Below are 25729 nucleotides of genomic sequence, written 5' to 3' on the forward strand. Positions count from 1 at the left end.
CCTGCTCGCGAATGGCCGGCCCTCCACCCCAAAATCATGCTTCAGGTCCGCGACTCCTGCGGCACATCACCCGCAACCACCGCCCCTTCCTCCTGCCGCTTCGGCAACAACACCTGCTGTGGATAAGTCTGCGCAAAATGCACATTCGCTGTGTTATCCACAAGCTTCTTCAAGCGCTGATTGAACGCGCGGCTCACCGCATATTGGCCACCGGACACTGTGCGGAATTGCGCCGTCAACACCACGCCGTTCAAGTCCATTTTGTCCACGCCAAACACATCCAGCGGCCCTTGCAGGTTGTACTTGAGGAACGGGTCTTCGCGGATCGAATCGCCGGCCTCGCGGATCAGCTCGATGGCCTTGTCGACGTCGGTGTCGTAGGTGAACTGCACCGAGAAAAATGCGAAGGCGAACTGGCGTGATTGGTTGGTCACAGCCTTGATCTGGCCGAACGGCACCGAGTGCACAAAACCCTTGCCGTCACGCAGGCGCAAGGTGCGAATGGTCAGGCCTTCCACGGTGCCGGCGTGGCCGGAATCGAGCACCACCCAGTCGCCGATCGACAGGGTGTCTTCGATGATGATGAACAACCCGGTGATGACGTCCTGCACCAGTTGCTGCGAACCGAAACCGATGGCCAGGCCGACCACGCCGGCACCGGCCAATAGCGGCGCGACATTGATGCCAAGGTTGGCCATGGTGGTAATCGCGCAGATCACCACGAGGATGATTTTGATCGCGTTGCGCAGCAGCGGCAGGATGGTTTTCACCCGCGTGCTCGGCTGACGTGCCGCGCGTTTGCTCAGCGGCGGTTTCAGCGCTTCCTGAATCGCCGTGTCGAGCACCACCCACAGCAGCCACGTCACCAGGAAGATCAGGCCGATACTGCTCAAGGCATTGCTGATCGCCCGGCCGACGGTGCTGCTCTGGGCGAAATCGAGCAGCGACACGCCCCAGATCCGCCCGAGAATATCGATGAACACAATCGCCATGACGATGCGCAGCAAAGCATGCAACAGGCTGAGAAAACGTTCCTTGTAGGCACTGCTGCGCTGGATCGCCTCGGCTTTGCGCGACTTGAACAGGTGCTGCAATACCGTGCTGAGAAACACCGTGGCGATCAGCAGCACGGTGGTGAACAAGGCGCAGCGCAGAGCTTTCTGATTGTCCTCGCCGATGCCGATCAGACTGACTGCCGAGACCAGCACCATCAGCACGATCGGCCAGTACCACAGCCCGGAAAATATCCGCAGCGACTCTTGCAGCGACGGTTGTTTCAAACGCTGACTGAGCGGGCGATTGCGGATCAGATGCGCGACCGGCCGGCGCAGGCGAATCACCAGCAAACCGAAGATGACCGAGGCGATCAGCCCGGTGAAGACGGCGATGCTGCTGGTGATATTGCCGCCCAGTTGCCGGGCGATCTGCGGGCTGGTCAGGGCATCGCTGAGGGCGGCGAGAAAGCCGATCAGGAACAGCGGGCGCGGGCAGTATTCACGGATGATTCGCGCGGCGGCGCGCTTGTGGCCGACGTTGAACATCACCACCACGCACAACAACATCGACGTGGAAAAGATGCCGCTGCTGGTGGCGTAGGCCAGACACAGCGCCAGCGCGCGGCCCACCGAAGCTTGCAGAAAATGGCTGACATACAGCGTCAGCGGCAGGCAGATCAGCGCCGGCACGGTGTAAGGCAGCACATAACCGAGGAGATCCTGACTGCGCTGGCGGGTGCGCAACCAACGGCCTTCACGCAGACGCTTGGCCAGCAAACTGCCGAGCACGGTGAGCAGGGCGAAACTGCCCAGCCAGACTCCCGACAGCGTGAGGAAATCCCCTGCCACGCTCCAGCCCGAGCGGTTCGACGGTTGCTTGACCAGCCGATCGACCTCATCCGCCGCACGGTCGGCGCGCAGCCGCCAGGCATCGACCAGGTGTTCGTTGAGATCGAGTTTTTCCTGCACATCGTCGATACTCGTACTGATCGCCCCGAGCAGACCTCCCTGCACCAGCGGTTCGGGTTCGGCAGGTTTTTCCGCCGTATCGGCGGCAGCCGGAACGCCCGGTAGCGCGGCGGCTTGCGATGCGTTGACGCCGAAGCACAGCAGCGCTCCCAGCAGAATGGCGATCCTGAAATTGCGCAAAGCTCCGATCTCCCGTGGCTGACCCTGGTAAGGAACTGATCGGTAATTGCGCGGCAAGTTCAAGAGCCCCCTCACCCCAGCCCTCTCCCCCAGGAGAGGGAGCCGACCGAGTTGCCTGACCAAAATCACCAACTGCACGTCTTGAGTCGAACTCAAGTCCTGAAGACCATGCAGATCTGCTCCCTTTCCCCTTCGCCCCCTTTGGGGGAGAGGGTTGGGGTGAGGGGGAAAGCTCTTGATCTTCGCTTCACCCGCGACCGCCCGTAACACCACCGAAACTTTCCCGCGCCCGCCGCAGTCATCACAGAACAACGGCAACACGAGGACTTTCTACGGGAGGATGGGATGGCGACGATTCACATCGGTATTTCAGGCTGGCGCTACGCCCCGTGGCGCGGGGATTTCTACCCGAAGGGACTGGCGCAGAAGCGCGAATTGCAGTTCGCCTCCCGGGCGGTCAACAGCATCGAAATCAATGGATCGTTCTACGCCCTGCAACGCCCTGAACGTTACGCCCAGTGGTACGCCGAAACCCCTGATGACTTCGTGTTCAGCGTCAAGGCACCGCGCTTCATCACTCACGTGCGCCGCTTGCGCGAAATCGAAAAACCGCTGGCGAATTTCTTTGCCTCGGGTGTGCTGGAGCTGAAGGAAAAACTCGGGCCGATCCTCTGGCAGTTTCCGCCAAACTTCAAATTCGACGCCGAGCGTTTCGACCATTTTCTCGCGCAACTGCCCCACGACACCCAAGCCGCAGCCGCCCTCGCCCGCCAACATGATTCACATTTGCCCGGCCACGCCAGCGTCAAAGCCTGGCGCAAGAAGCCGTTGCGCCATGCCGTGGAAATCCGTCACGAGAGCTTTATCGACCCGGAGTTCGTGCGCCTGCTCAAGCGCCACAACGTGGCTCTGGTGGTCGCTGACACCGCCGGCAAATGGCCGTACCGCGAAGACCTCACCAGCGACTTCGTCTATCTGCGCCTGCACGGCGCCGAAGAGCTCTACGCCAGCGGTTATTCCGAACAAGCGCTCAAGCGCTGGGCCGAGCGCATCGACGCCTGGCATCACGGTAAACAGCCAGAGGACGCCCACCTGATAGCGCCACGCCTGAAACCCCGCGCGCGCAAATCCCGCGAAGTGTTCTGCTACTTCGACAACGACATAAAAGTCCGCGCGCCCTACGACGCACGCAACCTCTTGCAGCGCTTCGACCTCGATAAAGAGCTGGCCACGACTCCCGGGCAAGTTGCCGCAGAAGGAGTTCTGTCATGAGTATTCCCGAACCGGTCGGTTTCACCGACGAAGGCTCCGTGGTCGCGCCCTCGGTGCGCACCTTCACCGTACTGACCGTCAACACCCACAAGGGCTTCACCGCGCTGAACCGGCGTTTCATTCTGCCGGAGCTGCGTGAAGCGGTGCGCAGCGTCGCCGCCGACGTGGTGTTTCTGCAGGAAGTGCACGGCACGCACGAGCAGCATCCGAAACGCTACGACAACTGGCCGACGATGCCGCAATACGAATTCCTCGCCGACAGCCTCTGGCCGCAATTCGCTTACGGGCGCAACGCGGTGTATCCGGCGGGCGATCACGGCAATGCGCTGCTGTCGAAATTCCAGATCATCCGCCACGACAACCTCGACGTGTCGATCAGCGGCCATGAAAACCGTGGCCTGTTGCATTGCGTGCTGCGCCTGCCTGGCGACGGCACCGAAGTGCACGCGATCTGCGTGCATCTGGGCCTGCGCGAAAGCCATCGCAACGCACAGCTGGATCTGCTGCTGCAACGCCTCGCCGAACTGCCCGCCGATGCCCCGGTGATCGTCGCCGGTGATTTCAATGACTGGCGCCAGCGCGCCGATGCACAGCTCAAGCCCTGTGGCCTGCGCGAAGTGTTCGCCGAACTCCACGGCAAACCGGCTCGCAGCTTCCCGGCGCGACTGCCAGCGCTGCGGCTCGACCGCATCTACGTGCGCAACCTCAAGGCCAGCCGGCCGAAAGTTTTGACCAACCGGCCCTGGTCGCACCTTTCCGACCACGCACCGTTATCGGTGGAGATTGAACTATGAACAGTGCGCCACTGGAAAAATCCGCCGTCGACCCGGTCCCGCTGAACCCGCCGGTGCGCGAGCCCGGCCACGTTGACGTCGAGTATCAATGGCACAGCAACAACCGCGTAGAGCTGCTGGAGAACGGCGAGGAGTATTTCCCCCGCGTATTCGAAGCGATGCGCGCAGCCAAGAGCGAGATCCTGCTGGAGACCTTCATCGTTTTCGAAGACAAGGTCGGCGCCGAGTTGCAGCAGATCCTCATCGAAGCCGCCCAGCGTGGCGTGCGCACCACGGTCAGCCTCGACGGCTTCGGCTGTGGCGAGCTGAGCACCGGCTATCTGTCGGCCTTGAGCGATGCCGGCGTGCATCTGCAAATCTTCGATCCGGCGCCAAAGCACCTCGGCATCCGCACCAACTGGTTCCGCCGCTTGCACCGCAAGATCGTAGTGGTCGATGGCTTGATCGCGTTCATTGGCGGGATCAACTTTTCCGGCGATCACTTGGCCGACTTCGGCCCCGAAGCCAAGCAGGATTACTCGGTGGAGATCCAGGGCCCGGTGGTCGCCGATATCCATCACTTCGCCCTCCTGCAAAGCGGTCGTCCCGGACGCGCGCGGTTCTGGTGGCAGCGCCGGCGCCAGCGTCTGGAGGAAATGGCCTTCACCGACCACGACGGCCAGGTGCGCCTGGTGTTCCGCGATAACGATCAACACAACACCGATATCGAAGACGTGTATTTGCAGGTGCTGCGCAAGGCCAAGCGCCGAGTGATCATCGCCAACGCCTACTTCTTTCCCGGCTACCGTTTGCTGCGCGAAATCCGCAACGCCGCCCGCCGTGGCGTCGAGGTGCGGCTGATCCTGCAAGGCCAGCCGGACATGCTCGTAGCCAAACTGGCGGCGCGCATGACCTACGATTATCTGCTGCGTGCCGGCGTGCAGATTCACGAATACTGTCAGCGCCCGCTGCACGGCAAGGTCGCGCTGGTCGACGATGACTGGAGCACCGTGGGCTCGAGCAATCTCGACCCGCTGAGCCTGTCGCTGAATCTGGAAGCCAACGTGCTGATCCGCGATCGCGCGTTCAATCAGCACTTGTACGAACGCCTCGAAGACCTCAGCCAGAACCACTGCAAAGCCATGGATGCCAAGCTGTTGCCACGTGGGCGCATCTGGCACATGACCGTGGGTTTTCTGGTGTTCCACTTCCTGCGGCACTTCCCGGCCATGGCCGGTTGGCTGCCGGCGCATAAACCGCGTCTGAAGCCTTTCCGAGGTGCGCGTCCATGAGTCATTCCGAAGTCCATTCTGATACCCATTCGACACAAGCGACGCCGTCGAAATGGAGCCGCTGGAAACGTCCGCTGACCATCCTGTTTTTCCTTGCGCTGATCGTCCTGCTGACGATGTTCGCCACGCGCATCGAATGGGCCGAGGTGTTGGAGACCCTTGCCGATTTCAAGGTGCGCACGCTGATCATCGCCGCCAGCCTGACCCTGCTGAGCTTTCTGGTGTACGCCAGTTTCGACCTGATCGGCCGCACCTACATTCGTCAGGACCTGACCTGGAAGCAGATCCTGCCGGTGGGCATCATCAGTTACGCCTTCAACCTCAATCTCAGCGCCTGGGTCGGCGGCATCGCCATGCGTTATCGCCTGTATTCGCGGCTGGGCGTAAGCAAAGGCAACATTGCCAAGATTCTTGGCCTGAGCCTGGCGACCAACTGGTTCGGCTACATGACCATCGCTGGCGTAGTGTTCAGCAGCGGTCTGGTGAGTATGCCGCCGGGGTGGAAACTCAGCAGTTCGGCCTTGCAACTGGTCGGTGTGTTATTGCTGCTGGTCAGCGCCGGCTATCTGGCGGCGTGTCAGTTTTCCAAGCGCCGCGAGTGGTCGATTCGCGGCGTGGAAATCAACCTGCCGTCGCTGCGCATGGCGGTGCTGCAATTGCTTTTGGGCGCGTTGAACTGGTCGCTGATGGCGGCGGTGATTTTCACTCTGCTGCCAAGCAAACTGGATTATCCGCTGGTGCTCGGCGTGCTGTTGATCAGCGCGATTGCCGGGGTCATCACGCACATTCCGGCGGGGCTGGGGGTGCTGGAAGCTGTGTTTGTGGCGCTGCTGCAGCACGAGGCATCGCGCGGCAGTCTGGTGGCGGGATTGCTGGCGTATCGGGCGATTTATTTTCTGCTGCCGCTGTTGATTACGGTGGTGATGTATCTGGTGGTGGAGGCCAAGGCCAAGGCGTTGCGGATCGAAAAGAAACCCTCCTGACCATGCCTTGCTGCTGATGGCCCTTTCGCGAGCAGGCTCGCTCCCACATTTGAAATGCGTTCAACCTGTGGGAGCGAGCCTGCTCGCGAAGGGGCCGGTACACGCGACACATCATCTGGACTGGATAATGCTCAACCGCTCCCCCACCACCATCTCGGTAATCCAGTCCACCAGAATTGACGTATACGCCTGCTGCGACACCGGATCACTCAATGCGTGATCCGCGCCATCGATGATCCGGTGGGTCAACGAGTGGGTCTGCTGACACGCGGCGCGGTAACTCATGATCGTCGCGTGGGGCACGAAATCGTCGGTTTCCGATTCCACCAACAGCACGTCACCCGTGAATTGCGAGCAGGCATGCAGGGCGCGATTGCTGTCGGCGCGCACCAGCGTGCCGCGATAATCGCGCAGGTCGGCCTTGTCCAGATCGCGCTTGGGCGTGTGCCATTGCTCGTCGCGGTACAGCGCCGGCACGCGCAGCGCCAGCCAGCGCACCGGGCGCAATGACGTCAGGATCGAGGCCAGATAACCGCCATAACTGGTGCCGACCACGGCGATCGCCGAGGTATCCAGCGCCGGGTGCGCCAACAGGCGATCATAGGCCGCCAGCAAGTCACGCAGATTGTCTTCACGGGTCACCCGGGTCAGCGGAATTCCGGTGCCGCCGGTGTGCCCGCGCAGGTCGAAGGTCAGGCAAACGCAACCCAGGCCGGCGATGCCTTTGGCCCGTTCCAGATCACGTTCCTGACTGCCGCCCCAACCGTGAACAAACAACACCCCCGGGACTTTCGATTTGGGACTGAGAAAAGTCCCGCTCATCTGTTCGTCATCAATGTCGATTTGAATGCTTTCGCTTCTAGCCGTCATAGGATTGGACCGTCACATATTTGAGAAGAAACGCGCTGTTTTCAGCCGGACCGCGATAGACCTCGATGGCGTCGGCCGGCAGCGCCTGATCGGTGTAGGTTTCCACCGACGACACGCGAATCGCGCGCATCTGTGGATCGTTGACGAAGCTTTGCAGCGCGGCCACTTCAGCACTGCTGGCGCCGCCCATGCGCCAGGATTGTTCGAGCACGCCGCTGCGCGGGTTGCCGCTGGCGTCGAGGCCCTGGGCGATATCGTAATTGCGCCGCGAGGCGAAGAAGCGCGGGTAGGCTTCGTTGGCGGCGCTGTCGAAGACCTGTGCCTGTTCGATGGCCAGACGCACATCGTCAGGCAGATCCAGCGCGAGCAATTGGTCATAGCCGCCCTGCACCACCAGCAGATTCGAACCGCCGTAGACCTCTTCGCCCTGGCCGTCCTCGGTCAAGTATTGCTCACCGCAGTAGCTCAACACTTTGCCGCCGATGAACGACTGGCCGACGCTGTGGGTGACGACGTTGCTCAAGTCCTGCTCCAGCACTACGCCGTCCTTGAACAGATTTTGCGCCTCGGGCCGCGCGAGGACCTCATCGAACGCGTCGAGGCTTTTGATCACTTCCTGACCGCGACCGGCGCAAGCGTGAACCGGCTTCAAGCGAATCGGCCCGGCGTACAGCAAATGTTCGGCGGCGGGCCGAGCATCTTCCAGGGCAAATACGCTGAGACCGTCGAGCACGACGTTGCGCACCCGCTCCGAGAACAGCGGCGACCAGCCCTGCGGCGCGTGCGCCAGATGGCTGCGCAAGCCGTGGCTGATGGCTTTGGTGCAGATGAAATCGTATTCGACGTAACCGCCCCACAAGTCATCGGGGCCGTTGATGCCGAGCGCTTGCGCGTGGGCGGCGCCGACGATGGTCTGTGTCGGCAGCAGATACAGATCACGGTCTTGATGCTTGGCCGGATCGTAGCTGCCGCCGAATTTGCAACCAAGAATCTGCGCCAGCCAGCGCGCCAGGGCCTTATTGGTCTCGACTTCATGTTGCGGCGCCTCGGCACGCACCGAATGGGCAACGACAATTTTCTTGCTGGGTGTCGGGGTCATGCGTTCCCCTTTTATCAGTCGATGGGTTCTCAAAGGAAATTGCAGAGATCAGGCCAATCAACGATCTCTCCGAACCGCCCGATAATCGGGAGTTTGCCGTGACTGTGCTGGCATGAAGCCTGTTTCAAACTGCACGACGGCGCGCAAAATTCCGGCAAATTGCACGATCTCTCATCCTCGCCGCGATCATTGTGGGAGCGAGCCTGCTCGCGAAAGCGTAGTGTCAGCCGTCTACAATTCTGTAGATCCAGCGCCTTCGCGAGCAGGCTCGCTCCCACATTAGTTCATCGTCGTTCTGGGAGCGGGGTTCACACCAAACCGCCCCCGGTACTCACTCGGCCCCAGCCCGGTAATCTTCTTGAAAATCGCGCGAAACGCTCCCGGATCCTGATAGCCCACCGTCCAGGCAATGTGGTCGATCGTGCCATTGGTGAACTCGAGCATTTCTCGCGCTTTGCCAACCCGCAGGTGCTGGCAATATTCGGTCGGTTTCAAGCCTGTCGCGGCGCGGAATCGGCGCAGGAAAGTGCGTTCTTCAAGGCCCGCGCGCTCGGCCATCGCGTTCAGCGAAACATCCGTCGCCCCGGTGCTTTGCAGCCAGTGCTGGACCTTGAGAATCGCCGCGTCGCCATGGCTGAGGATCGGCGCAAAATTGCTCCCGCATTCACTGGCGCTGTCGCTGTGTTCCATCACCAGAAAACGCGCGGTCGCGGTGGCGATGCTCGGGCCGAGCAAGCGATCGACCAAGCGCAGTCCCAGTTCCGACCAGGCCATCAGCCCGGCCGTGGTGATCAGGTCACCGTCGTCGACAATCGGCGTGTCGGCCTTCAGTCTGATCTTCGGGTAACGCTCGGCAAACGCCTGGGCCGAGGTCCAGTGGGTGGTGGCGCTGCGACCGTCGAGCAAGCCGCTTTCTGCGAGCATCAACGAGCCCACACAAACACCACCAAGGGTTGCGCCGCGCGCATGCTGATCGCGCAGCCATTGCGCAAGACTCGCGGTCATCTGCGCCGCATCGAACCCGCCGAGGGACGGTGGAATCAGTACGGCGAGCAAAGCGTCTTCGGCACCCGGATGACTGTCATAGACCCGCGTCGGCAGCTGCTCGCCCTCGACCTGCCAGTGACTGACCCGCAGCAAGGGCAATTGCACAGCCTGATACTCGACGGCGATGCGGTTGGCCACGGCGAACAGATCGGTCAGACCGTGCACCGCCGCCAGTTGCGCGCCGGGATAAATCAGCACGCCCAGTTCAGCGGTGGCGGCTCTTTGTGCAGCCATTGTCAGTTTTCCCCCGTCTATTGTCGGTGCGGCCAATCCTCGAATCCTCGGCCAGCGTCAATACTGAGGCCACACCCAATCACCGTCTCGAGGACAATCCCATGACCAAGCAAGCGCTCATCGTAGTCGATATCCAGAACGACTACTTCCCCCAAGGCAAGTGGCCGCTGGTCGGCGCCGACGCCGCTGCGGACAACGCCGCACGGCTGATCGCAGCCTTTCGCGAAACGGGCGATCCGGTGGTGCACATTCGGCATGAATTCACCTCCGACGATGCGCCGTTTTTCACTCCCGGCTCCGAAGGCGCGAAACTGCATCCGAAAGTGCTCAACCGCGCCGACGAGCCGGTGGTGCTCAAGCATTTCGTCAACTCGTTCCGTGAAACCGAACTGCAAGCGGTGCTAGACGAACACGGCATCACCGACCTGGTGGTGGTCGGCAGCATGAGCCATATGTGCGTCGATGGCATCACCCGCGCGGCGGCGGACATGGGGTATGTCGTCACGGTGATTCACGATGCCTGCGCCAGCCGTGACCTTGAATTCAACGGTCTGACGGTGCCGGCCGCCCATGTGCACGCAGCATTCATGTCGGCGCTGGGTTTTGCCTACGCCAGCGTGGTATCCACTGACGAGTTCCTGAGCAGCAACGCCTAGCAACAACTGCGCAATCCCTTGGCCCGCCACGTTGCGGGCCTTTTTGCGTCTGTCATGAAAATCTCACGCGTGAGTCATTGATGGCACTTTGCATTAGTTGTAGTGTGGCCCACGCGTGAGACGCTCATAACCGGATTCCAGCCATGACAAGCCGCACCCGAACGACCGCCGCAGCCAGCCCCAAGGGCGAGCGTGCCAAGGCGTCGGCGAAAAAACCGTCGAGCTTCTACATGAAGCAGATGCGCGCAGGCCTGGCCGCCGCCGGTTATGTGAAACACGAAACTTGGGTGCTTCCGGAAAACCGAAGCTTGCTCAAGCAAATGGAGCAACAGCTACGCCAACCGATTCTGGCTGGCTCTTTCATGTCGGAGAATTACATGAGCGCAGGCAACAACTGGACCATCGACAGCCTCTTCAATGCCCTCAAGGCGCTGGACGAGGTGGCTTCCCAAGAGATTTCGCTGTCCCTGATCCAGAGCTCCGAACCGAGCATCAAGCTGGAAATGAACGAATTCGGCGGCCTGCCGATTCACATCGCCCTGGCCGGCCAGCAGATCATCGTCGACACCGTGCTGGTGGACATCGATTCGATCAGCAACGTCCAGGCGTTCAACGATGCCGTGCTGCGCAGCCGCGAGATGTTCCCGCTGTCGTCGATCGGAATCGAGTCGATGCCCAACGGGCAGACCGTCTACAACATGTTCGGCGCCCTCAGCGCCGATTCGAGCCTGACCAACGTCGTTACCGAGGTGAAAACCCTGGTCGACAATGTGCAGCGCGCCAGCGAAGCCTTCGAACACTTCTTCAAGTAATCAACAGGGAATATCCAATGACTCAGTCTATCTGGAGCAAGTTGTTCACCGCACTGCGCGGCGGCGCCAATGAAGTCGGCGAAGCCATCGCCGATCAGCAGGCCCTGCGCATCCTCGATCAGGAAATCCGCGACGCCGACACCGCGCTGTCCAATGCCCGCCGCGAGCTGGTAACGATCATGGCCAAGCACAAACTGGCCGCCGACCGCGTCAGCGAGTACGACGCCAAGATCAAGGACCTCGAAGCCAAGGCTGTTGCTGCACTGAATGCCGGCCGCGAAGACCTGGCACTGGAAGTGGCCGAAGCGATTTCGACCCTGACCAACGACCTCGCTGCCGAGAAGAAACTCAGCGATGAATTCGGCGCCTACGCCGACAACATGCGCAAAGACATCAGCAAAGCCGAGTCGCGGATCAAGAGCCTGCGCCAGCAAGTGGACATGGCCAAGGCCCGCGACAGCGTGCAGAAAGCCCAGGTCAGCGCCTCGATCGCCAGCGGCGGCGCCAACGGCAAACTCGAGACCGCCGTCGGCACCCTGAACCGCCTGCAAGCCAAGCAGCAGCAACGCGCTGCCGAACTGAACGCCGCAGACGAACTGGCCGACGCCTCTACCGGCAACGACCTGGAACGCAAACTGCGCGACGCCGGCATCACGCCGAACGAAGGCAGCGCCAATGCAATCCTTGAGCGGCTGAAGCAGAAGTCCGCGCAGTAATCACTGAACGGTAACTTGTGGGAGCGAGCCTGCTCGCGAAAGCGTCGTGACAGTCAAATAATCGAGTGACTGACACAACCCATTCGCGAGCAGGCTCGCTCCCACATGGTTTCACGGCGTAATTGCCTCTGCTCGTTCACCGCTTCGCCCGGTACACTACCGCCACTTTTTCACCCCCGAACACCTCCACCCGCTTCAAGGAACGTACCCATGGGATGGTTTAAAGACTTGCTCGGCACCAGCAATTGGCAGGCCACTGCGCCAACGAGCACTGGCGCCAGCGGCCCGCTGGGCATGGCTCAAGGCAAAGGCGTGCGCTTCGACACGACCTTGGCATTGCTGCTGGAAGGTTCGACCTCGGTGCGAGTGCCGTTCGATCAAGCGGTGTGGAGCGCCGGCTGGGTCGACCTCGGCCAGTCCAACAAACTGCACCGCTACTACATGAACGACGAGGATTTCTGGGTGCAGATCCACGTCACCGGTGAAGACCAGATCGAGTCGGTCACCCTGTTCAATTACCTCAGCTACGTGACGGTCAACAGTGACGCCGAACTGCAGCGTCTGGCCGGCCCCAACAGCCTGATCGGTCTGCCGACCTACCACCACGACGGTGTTGAATACACCCGCGAATGGGGCACCGAGTTGCATCAGACCGAACTGGTGCCAATGACCGAACAGGTGGTCAACCCGGACGAGTCCTACACCATCAAGCACCACGCCATGCTGTATGCCCGCGACACCGGCCTCACCGATCGTCGCGAACTGCTGCTGTTCTCCGTCGAACAGGACGAAGAAGGCACCGTCAGCCTGAGCACCTCGCTGGGCATCTCGCTGTACACGACTGATTTGAGCGCCATCTAAAAAAGGAAGTTTTTCATGCTGGAAGTCTTGGCCGTTTCCCTGAACAAAACCGCGCTGGTCGGTTTTGTCGTCTACCTGATCGGCGCCGTGTTGCTGTTCATGCTGTTTCAATTCGTCTACACGCGCATTACCGCGCACAAGGAATTCGAACTGATCCGTGCCGGCAACACTGCCGCCGCCATTGCCCTGTCCGGGGCGATCATCGGTTTCGCCATTCCGGCGAGCAACGTGATCGCCTACTCGGTCAACGTGCTCGACTTCGTCCTCTGGGCAGTCATCGCTGCAGTCGTGCAGCTGTTGGCGTTCGTTGCGACCGGGCTGGTGCTCAAGGGCACTTCCCAGCGCATCGCCAACGGCGAAGTGGCGGCCGGCATCTATGTGGCGGCCGTGGCGATCAGCGTCGGCATGCTCAATGCCGCGTGCATGACCCCGTCCCACTGACCGGCAGGAAGCCTCTCGATGAAACGCAGCAAATACGTGCAGTTGTCCCTCGCCGCGTCGGTGGCGATGGCGATTTCCGGTGAAGCAGCGGCGCTGGATCAGCCGCGCAACTTCCAAAGCGTTGAACAGTGTGTCGACGCCGAATTGGCCGCCGATCTCTGCTCCAGCGCCTACGTCGCCGCCCTGAACGAACACCGACGCATCGCCCCGGCCTACACCGACAAGGCCAAGTGCGACGCAGACTTTGCCGCTGGCTGGTGTCAGAAAAATTCCGATGGCCGTTTCGTGCCGAAACTCGGCGGCTTCAAAGTGCCGGGCAATGCCGAGACGCCGCAAGATCTCGATGCCATCGCCAATTCGCAAATGCCAGCGGGCGACACCACCACCAGCAGCAGCGCAAGCCACGGCGGCTCGCACTATTCCGGTGGCTCAGGTGGCGGCGGCAATGGCTGGCTGACCGGATGGCTGATCGGCAACGCAATGAGCAACAACGCCGAACGCACTGTTTACCGTGATCGCGAAACGCGCCAGCCGTACAACACCTCAACGCAGTACCGCCGAGCTGACACAACCTCGCGCAGCCAGTCGGATTACGAGAGCAGCAAGAGCAAACCGGTGAACGTTGCCTCGTCGACTTCGCGCGGCGGCTTCGGTAGTCAGTCCAGCGCCCGCAGCGGTTGGGGTGGCTGGGGAAGCAGTTCCGGACGCTCGAGCAGCTGACATGAAAAAGATCCACTGCGCCGAGCGCCCCGACTGGAAACACACCGCCGAAAGCCTCGGTTTCCTGTTCCACACCATCGACGACGAACCGTACTGGGACGAAAGCGCCTACTACCAGTTCAGCCTCGCGCAGATCGAAAACGATCTCGAAGACCCGACCACCGAACTGCACGAGATGTGCATGGATCTGGTTGATCGCGTGGTCAACAGCGAGGAGTTGCTCGATCGCCTGAGTATCCCGGCGGCGTACTACGACATGATCCGCACCTCCTGGCGCGAAGGTCATCCGCATCTGTACGGTCGCATGGACTTTTCCTACAGCGGCAACGGGCCGGCGAAACTGCTGGAGCTCAACTACGACACGCCGACCAGCCTCTATGAAGCGGCGGCGTTTCAGTGGGGCTGGCTGGAACAATGCATCGAGCGTGGCACGCTGCCGCCGCATGCCGACCAGTTCAACAGCATCGACACCAAGCTGCATCAGGCCTTCGCCGAGTTGCAGTTGAAGCGGCCGTTCTACTTTGCGTCGATGAAGGACTCGGTCGAGGACAAAGGCACCACCGACTATCTGCGGCTGATCGCGGAAAAGGTCGGCATCGAATCACGCCACATCGATATCGAAGACATCGGCCTGACGGCTGAGGGTCGTTTCGTCGATCTGCAGGATCGCTGGATTCCGCACCTGTTCAAGCTGCACGCTTGGGAATTCATCTTCCACGAACCGTTCGGCGCCGCGATCGCCGAGTGCGATACGCAGTTTTTCGAACCGGCGTGGAAGGCGATCCTGTCCAACAAAGGTGCGCTGCCGTTGCTGTGGGAATTGCACAAGGGACATCCGAATCTGCTCGCTGCGCACCTTGATCCGAATCCGCAAAGTGGCGTGCCGAAGGGCTGGGTGCGCAAGCCGTACTTCTCCCGCGAAGGCGCCAACATCGAACTGCAAACGGCGGAAGGTCTGATCGTCAAAGAGGACGGCCCCTACACCGATGCGCCATTCATCCTGCAGGAGTTCGCGCCGCTGCCGAAGTTTGGCGACAGCTACACGCTGATTGGCTCGTGGGTGATTGGAGATGAGGCGGCAGGGATTGGTGTGCGCGAGGACAATAGTCTGATCACCAAGGACTCCAGCCGCTTCCTGCCGCACCTGATCCTGGATTAAGACGAAGTTACCTTGTGTGAGCGAGCCTGCTCGCGAAAGCGTCCTGTCAGTTACAGATTCATCGACTGATCTGACGCATTCGCGAGCAGGCTCGCTCCCACAGGAAATTGCGAGTCGCTAGGAATTTCCTGAACAAAAAAGGCCCGTCGTTTAAGCGACGGGCCTTTTTCATTCAAAGCGGTTACAGCGACAAATCAGAACGGAATATCGTCATCGAAGCTGTCGAAATCCGGAGCCGGTTGCGGTGCGGCCTGCTGAGGCGCCGGAGCCGAACGCTGCTGTGGAGCCGACTGCTGCGGGCGTGGAGCCTGCTGACGTGGCGCCTGCTGCTGGTAGTTGTTGCCGCCGCCTTGCTGATCGCCCTGTTGTGGACGGCCGCCGAGCAGTTGCATGGTGCCTTGCATGTCGACCACGATTTCAGTGGTGTAACGCTTGATGCCGTCCTTTTCCCACTCGCGGGTCTGCAGCTTGCCTTCGATGTACACCTGCGAACCCTTGCGCAGGTATTCGCCGGCGATCTCGGCAACCTTGCCGAACATCGACACACGGTGCCACTCGGTCTTCTCGACCTTCTGACCGGTCTGCTTGTCGGTCCATTGTTCGCTGGTGGCCAGACTCAGGTTGGTCACGGCGTTACCGTTAGGCAGGTAGCGAACTTCGGGATCCTGGCCGCAAGTGCCGACCAATATGACTTTGTTAACCCCACGGGCCATAACGTTCTCCTAAGCGTCGCACGCAGCCCCGGCCGGGTTGTTGACCAGGCGTTCGAGGGTGGTGCGATCCACTAATTCTTTGTCCAGTTTGATGTAAACAGCCGCCTCTTCGGCGACTATCACTGCATCTGTTACCCCTACCAGGGCCTTGAGGCGCTCGACCAGACCCGCTTCGCGGATCGCTTCGGGCGACAACGGCAAGCGCAGGCTCGTCACGTAGGGAGGTTCGCGCATGGTAACAGCAAAGGCCAGCCAAAGTGCAGCCAGCGCGGCGCATCCGAGGAACACAACCGACAGACCGCCATGCTGGAACAACCAGCCGCCGAGTATCCCGCCGAGTGCCGAACCGAGGAACTGGCTGGTGGAGTACACGCCCATGGCCGTGCCCTTGCCGCCTGCCGGTGAAACCTTGCTGATCAGCGACGGCAACGATGCCTCGAGCAGATTGAACGCGGTGAAAAACACCACCGTACCAATCACCAGAGCGCGCAGGCTGTCGCCGAACTGCCAGAAGAATAGTTCAGTCAGCATCAATGTCATGACGGCGCCGAGCAAAACTCGTTTCATTTTGCGTTTCTTCTCGCCGTAGATAATGAACGGGATCATGGCGAAGAACGAAATCAGCAGCGCGGTGAGGTAGACCCACCAGTGCTGTTCCTTGGGCAGCCCGGCTTTTGTCACCAGTGCCAAGGGCAAGGCAACGAAGCTCGACATCAACATGGCATGTAACACAAAGATGCCCAGATCCAGGCGCAGCAGGTCCGGGTGCTTGAGCGTCGGCATCAGCGCCTGCCGCGCCACGCCGGATTCCCGGTGCTGCAACGGCCCGGTGGATTGCGGCACCATGAACATGATGATCAAAATGCCGACCAGCGCCATGGCGCCAGTGGCAAGGAACAGCCCGGACAGCCCGAACGCACTGGTCAACAACGGGCCGACAACCATGGCCACGGCGAACGACAGGCCGATGGTCATGCCGATCATCGCCATGGCTTTGGTCCGATGCTGCTCGCGAGTCAGGTCGGAAAGCAGCGCCATGACCGCTGCGGAAATCGCCCCGGCGCCTTGCAGGATCCGCCCGGCGATCACGCCCCAGATCGAATCGGCCTGCGAAGCCAGCACACTGCCGAGGGCGAAGACGATCAGGCCGAGGTAGATCACCGGTCGACGGCCGATGCGGTCGGAAATGATCCCGAACGGGATCTGGAAAATCGCCTGGGTCAGACCGTAAGCGCCAATCGCCAGCCCGATCAGGGCCGGGGTCGCTCCCGCCAGATCCATGCCATAGGTCGCCAGCACCGGCAACACCATGAACATGCCAAGCATACGGAAGGCGAACACCAGGGCCAGACCGCTCGCCGCGCGGGTCTCGCTGCCACTCATGCGTTCGCTGTGGGGATCGTGCATGGAAAAACCTCGTGTGAACCGGCGGCGATTCTACCAGTCCCATCGGAAGACGGGGTATATCGCGACGCTATGACGCGTATAGATGAAACTCTCTTCATGAACGGCAAAACGCCCTTCGTTTGATAGTGTGCATCCATCCAGTATTTGCCCGTATACTCCTACGTTTTCGACGCCCGCCAAGCGAGGCCACTTTGGACAAGATCCTGATACGTGGGGCCCGTACCCACAACCTGAAGAACATCGACCTGACCCTGCCACGGGACAAACTGATCGTCATCACCGGCCTGTCCGGATCCGGCAAGTCGTCCCTGGCGTTCGACACGCTGTATGCCGAAGGTCAGCGCCGCTATGTCGAATCGCTGTCGGCCTACGCCCGGCAGTTCCTGTCGATGATGGAAAAACCCGACGTCGACACCATCGAAGGCCTGTCGCCGGCGATCTCCATCGAACAGAAGTCGACCTCGCACAACCCGCGCTCCACGGTCGGCACCATCACCGAAATCTACGACTACCTGCGTTTGCTCTATGCCCGCGTGGGTACGCCGCGTTGCCCGGATCACGACATTCCACTGGAGGCGCAGACTGTCAGCCAGATGGTCGACCTGGTGCTGGCACAGCCGGAAGGCAGCAAACTCATGCTGCTGGCACCGGTGATCCGCGAGCGCAAGGGCGAACACCTTTCGGTCTTCGAAGAATTGCGTGCGCAGGGTTTCGTCCGCGCCCGGGTCAACGGACGCATTTGCGAACTCGACGAGCTGCCGAAGCTGGATAAACAGAAGAAGCATTCGATCGATGTGATCGTCGACCGCTTCAAGGTTCGCGCCGATCTGCAGCAACGTCTGGCCGAATCTTTCGAAACCGCGCTGAAACTGGCCGACGGCATTGCCCTGGTCGCGCCGATGGACGACGAGCCGGGCGAAGAAATGATCTTCTCCGCACGCTTCGCCTGCCCGATCTGCGGCCATGCGATCAGCGAGCTGGAACCCAAGCTGTTTTCCTTCAACAACCCGGCCGGCGCCTGCCCGACCTGCGATGGCCTGGGTGTGAAGCAGTTCTTCGACATCAAGCGTCTGGTCAATGGCGAGCTGACCCTGGCCGAAGGTGCAATACGCGGCTGGGACCGGCGCAACGTTTATTACTTCCAGATGCTCGGCTCACTCGCCTCGCACTACAAGTTCAGCCTGGACAAGCCCTTCAACGACCTGAGCGCCGAGCAGCAGAAGTTCATCCTGCACGGCAGTGGCTCGCAAAACGTCGACTTCAAATACCTCAACGACCGTGGCGATATCGTCAAACGCTCGCACCCTTTCGAGGGCATCGTGCCGAATCTTGAGCGTCGTTACCGCGAAACCGAATCGGCGAGCGTGCGCGAAGAGCTGGCCAAGTTCCTCAGCCATCAGGCCTGCCCGGATTGCCGTGGCACGCGTCTGCGCCGTGAAGCCCGGCACGTCTGGGTCGGCGAGAAAACCTTGCCGGCAGTGACCAACCTGCCGATTGGCGATGCCTGCGAATATTTCGGCGCGCTGAAGATGACCGGTCGCCGCGGCGAGATTGCCGACAAGATCCTCAAGGAAATCCGCGAGCGCCTGCAATTTCTGGTCAACGTCGGCCTCGACTATCTGTCGCTGGATCGCAGTGCCGACACATTGTCCGGTGGCGAAGCGCAACGGATTCGTCTGGCCAGCCAGATTGGCGCCGGTCTGGTCGGCGTTCTGTATATCCTCGATGAACCGTCCATTGGCCTGCATCAGCGCGACAACGATCGGCTGCTCGGTACGCTCAAGCATTTGCGCGATATCGGCAACACGGTGATCGTGGTCGAGCACGATGAAGACGCGATTCGTCTGGCTGACTATGTCGTCGATATCGGCCCTGGCGCCGGTGTGCACGGCGGACAGATCGTTGCCGAAGGCACGCCTGACGAAGTCATGGCGCACCCGGATTCGCTGACCGGCAAATACCTGTCCGGCCGGGTGAAGATCGAAGTGCCGGCCAAACGCACGCCGCGCAACAAGAAGCTCAACCTGTCGCTCAAAGGTGCGCGTGGCAACAACCTGCGCAACGTCGATCTGGACATCCCGATCGGCCTGCTGACTTGCGTGACTGGCGTATCCGGTTCGGGCAAGTCGACACTGATCAACAACACGCTGTTCCCGCTCAGCGCCACTGCACTGAATGGCGCGACCACGCTGGAAGCGGCTGCGCATGACAGCATCAAAGGCCTGGAACATCTCGACAAAGTCGTCGACATCGACCAGAGCCCGATCGGCCGTACTCCGCGCTCCAACCCGGCGACCTACACCGGGCTGTTCACGCCGATCCGCGAACTGTTTGCCGGCGTGCCCGAGTCGCGCTCCCGGGGTTACGGCCCAGGGCGTTTCTCGTTCAACGTCAAGGGCGGTCGCTGCGAAGCGTGCCAGGGCGATGGCCTGATCAAGGTGGAAATGCACTTCCTGCCGGACATCTACGTGCCCTGCGATGTGTGCAAGAGCAAGCGCTACAACCGCGAAACCCTTGAAATCAAGTACAAGGGCAAGAGCATCCATGAAACCCTCGAAATGACCATTGAGGAAGCACGGGAATTCTTCGACGCGGTTCCGGCACTGGCGCGCAAGCTGCAAACGCTGATGGATGTCGGCCTGTCCTACATCAAGCTCGGGCAGTCGGCAACGACCCTGTCCGGCGGTGAAGCGCAGCGGGTCAAGTTGTCGCGCGAGCTGTCCAAACGCGATACGGGCAAAACCCTGTACATCCTCGACGAGCCAACCACCGGTCTGCACTTCGCCGATATCCAGCAGTTGCTCGACGTTCTCCATCGTCTGCGCGACCACGGCAACACTGTGGTGGTCATCGAGCACAATCTCGATGTGATCAAGACCGCTGACTGGCTGGTGGACCTCGGTCCTGAAGGCGGTTCCAAAGGCGGGCAGATCATTGCCACCGGTACGCCGGAGGAAGTGGCCGAGATGAAGCAATCTCACACCGGCCATTACCTCAAGCCGCTGCTGATCCGCGATCGGGCTTAAGTGCCAGGCATGAAAAAGCCCCTGTCACTGATGAAGTGACAGGGGCTTTTTTTTATAGCAGTTGCAATCAGGACGCGTGGGATTGCAGGTAGTTCTCAAGACCGATGAGTTTGATCAGGCCCAACTGCTTTTCCAGCCAGTAGGTGTGATCTTCTTCAGTGTCGTTGAGCTGAACCCGCAGAATTTCGCGGCTGACGTAGTCCTGGTGTTGCTCGCAAAGTTCGATGCCTTTGCACAGCGCAGCGCGGACTTTGTATTCGAGGCGCAGATCCGCTTCGAGCATCGTAGGCACCGTGGTGCCGACATCCAGATCATCCGGACGCATGCGCGGCGTGCCTTCGAGCATCAGAATCCGCCGCATCAACGCATCGGCGTGGCCGGCTTCTTCTTCCATCTCGTGGTTGATGCGCTCGTAGAGCTTGGTGAACCCCCAGTCCTCATACATCCGCGAATGAACGAAATACTGGTCACGCGCGGCCAGTTCGCCGGTCAGCAACGTATTGAGGTAATCGATTACATCTGGGTGGCCTTGCATCGCCCTACATCTCCCTTCCTGAAAGTCTGTAGTTTGAACCAACCTGACCGGAAGGTCACTCACCACGCGCAATAAAAGCGAAGATATTCTGAGAAAAGCAGGCCAAATAACGCAAAAACCGCCCAAATGAGGGCGGTTCTGCTTCTCGTTTAGACTACGTTAAGCTGTCAGTTGAGCAGCTTTGCGATTGCTTCTCCATACGCCGGATCGGCTTTGTAGAAATGCTGCAACTGACGATCGACGACGTCGCTGGAAACACCCGCCATTGCGCCGGCAATGTTGCTGACCAGCAATGCTTTCTGCTCGTCGCTCATCAAGCGGAACAAGGCACCGGCGTGGCTGTAGTAGTCGGTGTCTTCGCGGTGATCATAACGATCGGCGGCACCGCTCAAGGCCAGCGCTGGCTCCGCGTAATGCGGCGCTTGCTTCGGCGACTCAACGTAGCTGTTCGGTTCATAGTTCGGCGCCGCGCCGCCATTGCTGCCGAACGCCATGGAGCCGTCACGCTGATAGGTGTTCACCGGGCTGCGTGGAGCGTTCACCGGCAATTGCTGGTGATTGGTACCTACGCGATAGCGATGTGCGTCAGCGTAGGCGAATACGCGACCTTGCAGCATGCGGTCTGGCGACAGACCGACACCTGGCACCATGTTGCTCGGGCCAAACGCAGCCTGTTCAACTTCCGCGAAGTAGTTCAGCGGGTTGCGATTCAACTCCAGCTCACCGACTTCGATCAACGGAAACTCCTTCTGCGACCAGGTCTTGGTCACGTCGAATGGGTTCTCGTAATGAGCCGCCGCTTGCGCTTCGGTCATGATCTGAATGCACACGCGCCATTTCGGGAATTCACCGCGCTCGATGGCCTCGAACAGGTCACGCTGCGCATAGTCCGGGTCGGTACCGGCCAAACGGGCAGCCTCGGCTGGCGCCAGGTTCTTGATGCCTTGCTGAGTCTTGTAGTGCCACTTCACCCAGTGACGCTCGCCCTTGGCGTTGATCAGGCTGTAAGTGTGACTGCCGAAGCCGTGCATATGGCGATAGCCGTCAGGGATGCCACGATCAGAAAACAGGATGGTGACCTGGTGCAACGCTTCAGGCGAATGCGACCAGAAATCCCACATCATCTGCGCACTTTTCAGGTTGCTTTGCGGCAGACGCTTTTGCGTGTGGATAAAGTCAGGAAACTTTAGCGGATCACGGATGAAGAACACTGGCGTGTTGTTGCCAACGATGTCCCAGTTGCCTTCCTCCGTGTAGAACTTCAAGGCGAAGCCGCGCGGATCGCGCTCAGTGTCGGCCGAACCACGCTCGCCACCTACGGTGGAAAAGCGCAGAAAGGTTGGCGTTTGTTTGCCTACCGATTCGAACAACTTTGCGCTGGTGTATGCGGTGATGTCACGGGTGACGGTGAACGTACCGTAAGCGCCCGAGCCCTTAGCGTGGACACGGCGTTCTGGAATGTTTTCACGGTTGAAGTGCGCGAGCTTTTCGATCAGATGGAAATCGTCGAGAAGCAGCGGACCGCGTGGGCCGGCGGAACGGGAATTCTGGTTGTCAGCGACTGGCGCGCCACTGGCGGTTGTAAGCGTCTTGGTCTGGCTCATGCGGTCTTCTTCCTCTGTCAGTCTTGAACTGCCGGCTAATGGGCTTGGGGCGAAGTATTGATCATCGACGTTACAGCTACAAATTCATTAACTTGCAGGCATCGATAGATAATTACTAATTATGTTTTCCCGGCACATAGTGGCAGTTCAACCATGTCAGAAACTTGTACGGACGACGCATTTCTTACAGGCACAAAAAACCGGGCACTAGGCCCGGTTCTTTGTTTCAGACTGACGTCTTACTCGGCGGATACAGCTTCGCCAGCAGTAGCACGATCAACCAACTCGACGTACGCCATAGGCGCGTTGTCGCCAGCGCGGAAACCGCACTTGAGGATGCGCAGGTAGCCACCCTCACGGGTAGCGTAACGCTTGCCCAGGTCGTTGAAGAGCTTACCAACGATAGCTTTCGAACGAGTACGGTCGAAAGCCAGACGGCGGTTAGCCAGGCTGTCTGTCTTGGCCAGAGTGATCAGCGGCTCGGCAACGCGGCGCAGTTCTTTGGCTTTTGGCAGAGTAGTTTTGATCAGCTCGTGCTCGAACAGCGACACCGCCATGTTTTGGAACATGGCCTTGCGGTGCGAGCTGGTGCGGCTCAGGTGACGACCACTTTTACGATGACGCATGGTTCATTCCTTACCAAACACTACGTTCGGTGATTACGACGATCAGGCAGTCGCCTTGTCGTCCTTCTTAAGACTTGCAGGCGGCCAGTTGTCGAGGCGCATGCCGAGGGACAGACCGCGGGAGGCCAGAACGTCCTTGATTTCAGTCAAGGATTTCTTGCCCAGGTTCGGAGTCTTCAACAGCTCTACTTCGGTACGCTGAATCAGGTCGCCGATGTAGTAGATGTTTTCCGCCTTAAGGCAGTTAGCCGAACGTACAGTCAGTTCCAGATCGTCAACCGGGCGAAGCAGGATCGGATCGATCTCGTCTTCCTGCTCGACAACCAGCGGCTCACTTTCACCTTTGAGGTCGACGAACGCAGCCAGCTGCTGTTGCAGGATGGTTGCAGCGCGACGGATAGCCTCTTCAGGATCCAGGGTACCGTTGGTTTCCAGATCAATAACCAGCTTGTCCAGGTTGGTACGCTGCTCGACACGGGCGTTTTCCACCACGTAAGCGATACGGCGAACCGGGCTGAACGAAGAGTCAAGCTGCAAGCGACCGATGCTGCGGCTTTCGTCTTCATCGCTCTGACGCGAGTCGGCTGGTTCATAACCACGACCACGAGCTACGGTGAGCTTCATGTTCAGGGCGCCGTTAGACGCCAGGTTAGCGATTACGTGATCGGGATTAACGATCTCGACATCATGATCCAGCTGAATATCGGCAGCGGTAACCACCCCCGAACCCTTCTTCGACAAGGTCAGCGTAACTTCGTCACGACCGTGCAGCTTGATGGCCAGACCTTTAAGGTTCAACAGGATTTCAATTACGTCTTCCTGTACACCTTCGATGGCGCTGTACTCGTGGAGCACACCGTCAATCTCGGCCTCGACTACTGCGCAGCCGGGCATTGAGGACAACAGGATGCGGCGCAGCGCGTTGCCCAGGGTGTGGCCAAAACCACGCTCGAGAGGCTCGAGAGTGATCTTGGCGCGGGTTGGACTGACAACCTGCACATCAATGTGGCGGGGTGTCAGGAACTCATTTACCGAAATCTGCATGGATGCACCTATTTTCTAGCCCTTACTTGGAGTAGAGCTCGACAATCAGGCTTTCGTTGATGTCGGCGGACAGATCACTGCGAGCAGGAACGTTCTTGAAAACGCCCGACTTCTTCTCAGTGTCTACTTCTACCCATTCTACGCGGCCACGTTGGGCACACAGATCGAGAGCTTGGACAATGCGAAGTTGGTTTTTTGCTTTCTCGCGAACTGCAACCACGTCACCAGCACGAACCTGATACGACGGAACGTTTACGGTCTGACCGTTGACGCTGATCGACTTGTGCGATACCAGCTGGCGGGATTCGGCACGAGTCGAACCAAAGCCCATACGGTATACAACGTTGTCCAGACGGCATTCGAGAAGTTGCAGCAGGTTTTCACCGGTTGCACCTTTCTTGCCAGCAGCTTCTTTGTAGTAGCCGCTGAACTGACGCTCGAGAACGCCGTAGATACGACGGACCTTCTGCTTTTCACGCAGTTGGGTGCCGTAATCGGACTGGCGACCGCGGCGTTGGCCGTGGATACCAGGTGCTGCTTCAATGTTGCACTTCGATTCGATCGCGCGCACGCCGCTCTTCAGGAAGAGATCGGTGCCTTCGCGACGAGCGAGTTTGCATTTTGGACCAATGTAACGAGCCATTCTTTACAATCTCCTGGATTACACGCGGCGCTTCTTCGGCGGACGGCACCCGTTGTGCGGGATTGGCGTCACGTCGGTGATGCTGGCGATCTTGTAGCCACAGCCGTTCAAAGCGCGGACTGCGGATTCACGACCTGGACCTGGACCCTTGACGTTGACGTCGAGGTTTTTCAGGCCGTATTCCAGCGCAGCTTGACCAGCACGTTCAGCAGCTACTTGAGCAGCGAACGGGGTGGACTTGCGGGAACCGCGGAAACCCGAACCACCGGAGGTAGCCCAGGAAAGAGCGTTACCTTGACGGTCGGTAATGGTCACGATGGTGTTGTTAAAAGATGCATGGATGTGGGCGATGCCATCAACCACTGTCTTTTTAACTTTTTTACGAGGACGAGCAGCAGGTTTTGCCATGATTAAATTCCTGTCGATTCGCTGGGGCGATTACTTGCGGATCGGCTTACGCGGACCTTTACGGGTACGCGCGTTGGTCTTGGTACGCTGACCGCGTACTGGCAGACCACGACGATGACGCAGACCGCGATAGCAACCGAGGTCCATCAAGCGCTTGATTTTCATGTTGATTTCGCGACGCAGGTCACCTTCAGTGGTGAACTTCGCCACTTCGCCACGCAGCTGTTCAATTTGCTCGTCGCTCAGATCTTTGATCTTTGCTGCTGGGTTTACCCCAGTCACTGCACAGATCTTCTGCGCAGTAGTGCGACCAACACCATAGATGTAGGTCAGCGAGATAACAGTATGCTTGTTATCTGGAATGTTAACGCCTGCAATACGGGCCATTCAGTGGGACTCCAATTGACAGCTACCTACGCCCCGGAAGCCAAGAAATAGGGCGCGAGATAATATCGCTGTAATAACAAATAATCAACCCGGTAGCGCACTAGCTACCGGGCTTGAAGCACAATCACACTCAGCCTTGGCGCTGTTTGTGACGCGGTTCCGCGCTGCAAATTACTCGAACAACACCTTCGCGGCGAATAATCTTGCAGTTACGGCACAGCTTTTTCACCGATGCACGAACTTTCATCACCAACTCC

Annotated in this window: 26 protein-coding genes; 12 read left to right on the top strand and 14 right to left on the bottom strand. The window is 59.7% G+C overall.

Features of this window, described 5'->3' with window-relative positions; all coding sequences use genetic code 11:
* Positions 1-41: 41 nt before the first annotated feature.
* Positions 42-2144, bottom strand: a complete 2103-nt coding sequence (locus tag ND528_RS24160) for a mechanosensitive ion channel domain-containing protein (RefSeq protein ID WP_263471382.1) — start codon at positions 2142-2144, stop codon at positions 42-44.
* A gap of 345 nt (positions 2145-2489) precedes the next feature.
* On the opposite strand from ND528_RS24160, the gene ND528_RS24165 reads away from it, so the two are divergent.
* The 4 genes from ND528_RS24165 to ND528_RS24180 are packed head-to-tail and all read left to right on the top strand — an operon-like array spanning position 2490 to position 6464.
* Positions 2490-3416: a DUF72 domain-containing protein gene (locus ND528_RS24165; protein WP_263471383.1), complete on the top strand. Its 927-nt coding sequence runs from the start codon at positions 2490-2492 to the stop codon at positions 3414-3416.
* The gene (locus ND528_RS24170) at positions 3413-4210 is read left to right on the top strand and encodes an endonuclease/exonuclease/phosphatase family protein (RefSeq protein ID WP_263471384.1); all 798 of its coding nucleotides are present in this window, start codon (positions 3413-3415) and stop codon (positions 4208-4210) included. The genes ND528_RS24165 and ND528_RS24170 overlap by 4 nt, the downstream gene beginning before the upstream one ends.
* Positions 4207-5481 (top strand): cardiolipin synthase ClsB, encoded by a 1275-nt coding sequence (gene clsB, locus ND528_RS24175; protein WP_016772961.1) that lies wholly within the window; start codon positions 4207-4209, stop codon positions 5479-5481. Before ND528_RS24170 ends, clsB begins: the two co-directional genes overlap by 4 nt.
* Positions 5478-6464 carry a lysylphosphatidylglycerol synthase domain-containing protein gene (locus ND528_RS24180; RefSeq protein ID WP_263471385.1) on the top strand — a complete coding sequence of 329 codons (987 nt, stop codon included), beginning with the start codon at positions 5478-5480 and terminating at the stop codon, positions 6462-6464. Before clsB ends, ND528_RS24180 begins: the two co-directional genes overlap by 4 nt.
* Before the next feature lie 111 nt (positions 6465-6575).
* On the opposite strand, the gene ND528_RS24185 is transcribed toward ND528_RS24180, so the two are convergent.
* The 3 genes from ND528_RS24185 to ND528_RS24195 form a co-directional block, all read right to left on the bottom strand.
* Positions 6576-7334 carry an alpha/beta hydrolase family protein gene (locus tag ND528_RS24185; protein ID WP_016772959.1) on the bottom strand — a complete coding sequence of 253 codons (759 nt, stop codon included), beginning with the start codon at positions 7332-7334 and terminating at the stop codon, positions 6576-6578.
* The gene (locus ND528_RS24190; RefSeq protein WP_263471386.1) at positions 7324-8433 is read right to left on the bottom strand and encodes a DUF3182 family protein; all 1110 of its coding nucleotides are present in this window, start codon (positions 8431-8433) and stop codon (positions 7324-7326) included. The genes ND528_RS24185 and ND528_RS24190 overlap by 11 nt, the downstream gene beginning before the upstream one ends.
* A 279-nt stretch (positions 8434-8712) precedes the next feature.
* Complete coding sequence (locus ND528_RS24195) at positions 8713-9714, bottom strand: GlxA family transcriptional regulator (protein ID WP_130912278.1); 1002 nt, start codon at positions 9712-9714, stop codon at positions 8713-8715.
* A 101-nt stretch (positions 9715-9815) separates the two neighbouring features.
* Between ND528_RS24195 and ND528_RS24200 the strand changes: the two genes are divergently transcribed.
* From ND528_RS24200 to ND528_RS24230, 7 genes are all read left to right on the top strand, one after another.
* Entirely contained in the window at positions 9816-10370 is a 555-nt protein-coding gene (locus tag ND528_RS24200; RefSeq protein WP_137215703.1) for a cysteine hydrolase family protein, read from the top strand.
* A 230-nt stretch (positions 10371-10600) separates the two neighbouring features.
* Complete coding sequence (locus tag ND528_RS24205) at positions 10601-11182, top strand: YjfI family protein (RefSeq protein ID WP_408005061.1); 582 nt, start codon at positions 10601-10603, stop codon at positions 11180-11182.
* Positions 11183-11199: 17 nt separating this feature from the next.
* Positions 11200-11898, top strand: coding sequence for a PspA/IM30 family protein (locus ND528_RS24210; protein WP_016772954.1), 699 nt, complete (start codon positions 11200-11202; stop codon positions 11896-11898).
* Between the two features lie 210 nt (positions 11899-12108).
* Positions 12109-12759, top strand: a complete 651-nt coding sequence (locus ND528_RS24215; protein WP_263471387.1) for a YjfK family protein — start codon at positions 12109-12111, stop codon at positions 12757-12759.
* Positions 12760-12774: 15 nt separating this feature from the next.
* Entirely contained in the window at positions 12775-13200 is a 426-nt protein-coding gene (locus tag ND528_RS24220) for a DUF350 domain-containing protein (protein WP_016772952.1), read from the top strand.
* Positions 13201-13218: 18 nt separating this feature from the next.
* Positions 13219-13920 (top strand): DUF1190 domain-containing protein, encoded by a 702-nt coding sequence (locus ND528_RS24225; RefSeq protein ID WP_110646974.1) that lies wholly within the window; start codon positions 13219-13221, stop codon positions 13918-13920.
* A 1-nt stretch (position 13921) separates the two neighbouring features.
* A complete protein-coding gene (locus ND528_RS24230) occupies positions 13922-15079 on the top strand; it encodes a glutathionylspermidine synthase family protein (protein ID WP_130912282.1) in 1158 nt (385 codons plus the stop codon).
* Positions 15080-15273: 194 nt separating this feature from the next.
* On the opposite strand, the gene ND528_RS24235 is transcribed toward ND528_RS24230, so the two are convergent.
* Together ND528_RS24235 and ND528_RS24240 are read right to left on the bottom strand one after the other, a co-directional pair.
* Complete coding sequence (locus ND528_RS24235) at positions 15274-15792, bottom strand: single-stranded DNA-binding protein (RefSeq protein WP_003228709.1); 519 nt, start codon at positions 15790-15792, stop codon at positions 15274-15276.
* A gap of 9 nt (positions 15793-15801) precedes the next feature.
* Positions 15802-17199: an MFS transporter gene (locus ND528_RS24240; protein ID WP_263471388.1), complete on the bottom strand. Its 1398-nt coding sequence runs from the start codon at positions 17197-17199 to the stop codon at positions 15802-15804.
* A 191-nt stretch (positions 17200-17390) separates the two neighbouring features.
* On the opposite strand from ND528_RS24240, the gene uvrA reads away from it, so the two are divergent.
* Positions 17391-20225 carry an excinuclease ABC subunit UvrA gene (uvrA, locus tag ND528_RS24245; protein WP_039761937.1) on the top strand — a complete coding sequence of 945 codons (2835 nt, stop codon included), beginning with the start codon at positions 17391-17393 and terminating at the stop codon, positions 20223-20225.
* A gap of 67 nt (positions 20226-20292) precedes the next feature.
* Here uvrA and bfr read toward each other — a convergent pair whose 3' ends face one another.
* The 8 genes from bfr to rpmJ form a co-directional block, all read right to left on the bottom strand.
* Positions 20293-20760 carry a bacterioferritin gene (gene bfr, locus ND528_RS24250; protein ID WP_130912285.1) on the bottom strand — a complete coding sequence of 156 codons (468 nt, stop codon included), beginning with the start codon at positions 20758-20760 and terminating at the stop codon, positions 20293-20295.
* Positions 20761-20927: 167 nt separating this feature from the next.
* Positions 20928-22364, bottom strand: a complete 1437-nt coding sequence (locus ND528_RS24255; protein WP_130912286.1) for a catalase — start codon at positions 22362-22364, stop codon at positions 20928-20930.
* Positions 22365-22603: 239 nt separating this feature from the next.
* Positions 22604-22990, bottom strand: coding sequence for a 50S ribosomal protein L17 (gene rplQ, locus ND528_RS24260; RefSeq protein WP_003176402.1), 387 nt, complete (start codon positions 22988-22990; stop codon positions 22604-22606).
* Between the two features lie 42 nt (positions 22991-23032).
* Positions 23033-24034 carry a DNA-directed RNA polymerase subunit alpha gene (locus tag ND528_RS24265; RefSeq protein ID WP_016772946.1) on the bottom strand — a complete coding sequence of 334 codons (1002 nt, stop codon included), beginning with the start codon at positions 24032-24034 and terminating at the stop codon, positions 23033-23035.
* Positions 24035-24056: 22 nt separating this feature from the next.
* A complete protein-coding gene (rpsD, locus tag ND528_RS24270; protein WP_003176404.1) occupies positions 24057-24677 on the bottom strand; it encodes a 30S ribosomal protein S4 in 621 nt (206 codons plus the stop codon).
* Positions 24678-24695: 18 nt separating this feature from the next.
* Positions 24696-25085 carry a 30S ribosomal protein S11 gene (gene rpsK / locus ND528_RS24275; protein WP_002555466.1) on the bottom strand — a complete coding sequence of 130 codons (390 nt, stop codon included), beginning with the start codon at positions 25083-25085 and terminating at the stop codon, positions 24696-24698.
* Between the two features lie 30 nt (positions 25086-25115).
* The gene (gene rpsM, locus ND528_RS24280) at positions 25116-25472 is read right to left on the bottom strand and encodes a 30S ribosomal protein S13 (protein WP_003186020.1); all 357 of its coding nucleotides are present in this window, start codon (positions 25470-25472) and stop codon (positions 25116-25118) included.
* 130 nt (positions 25473-25602) lie between these two features.
* Positions 25603-25719 carry a 50S ribosomal protein L36 gene (rpmJ, locus tag ND528_RS24285; RefSeq protein WP_002555468.1) on the bottom strand — a complete coding sequence of 39 codons (117 nt, stop codon included), beginning with the start codon at positions 25717-25719 and terminating at the stop codon, positions 25603-25605.
* Positions 25720-25729 lie beyond the last annotated feature (10 nt).

Source organism: Pseudomonas mercuritolerans (assembly GCF_025706525.1).
GTDB lineage: Bacteria > Pseudomonadota > Gammaproteobacteria > Pseudomonadales > Pseudomonadaceae > Aquipseudomonas > Aquipseudomonas mercuritolerans.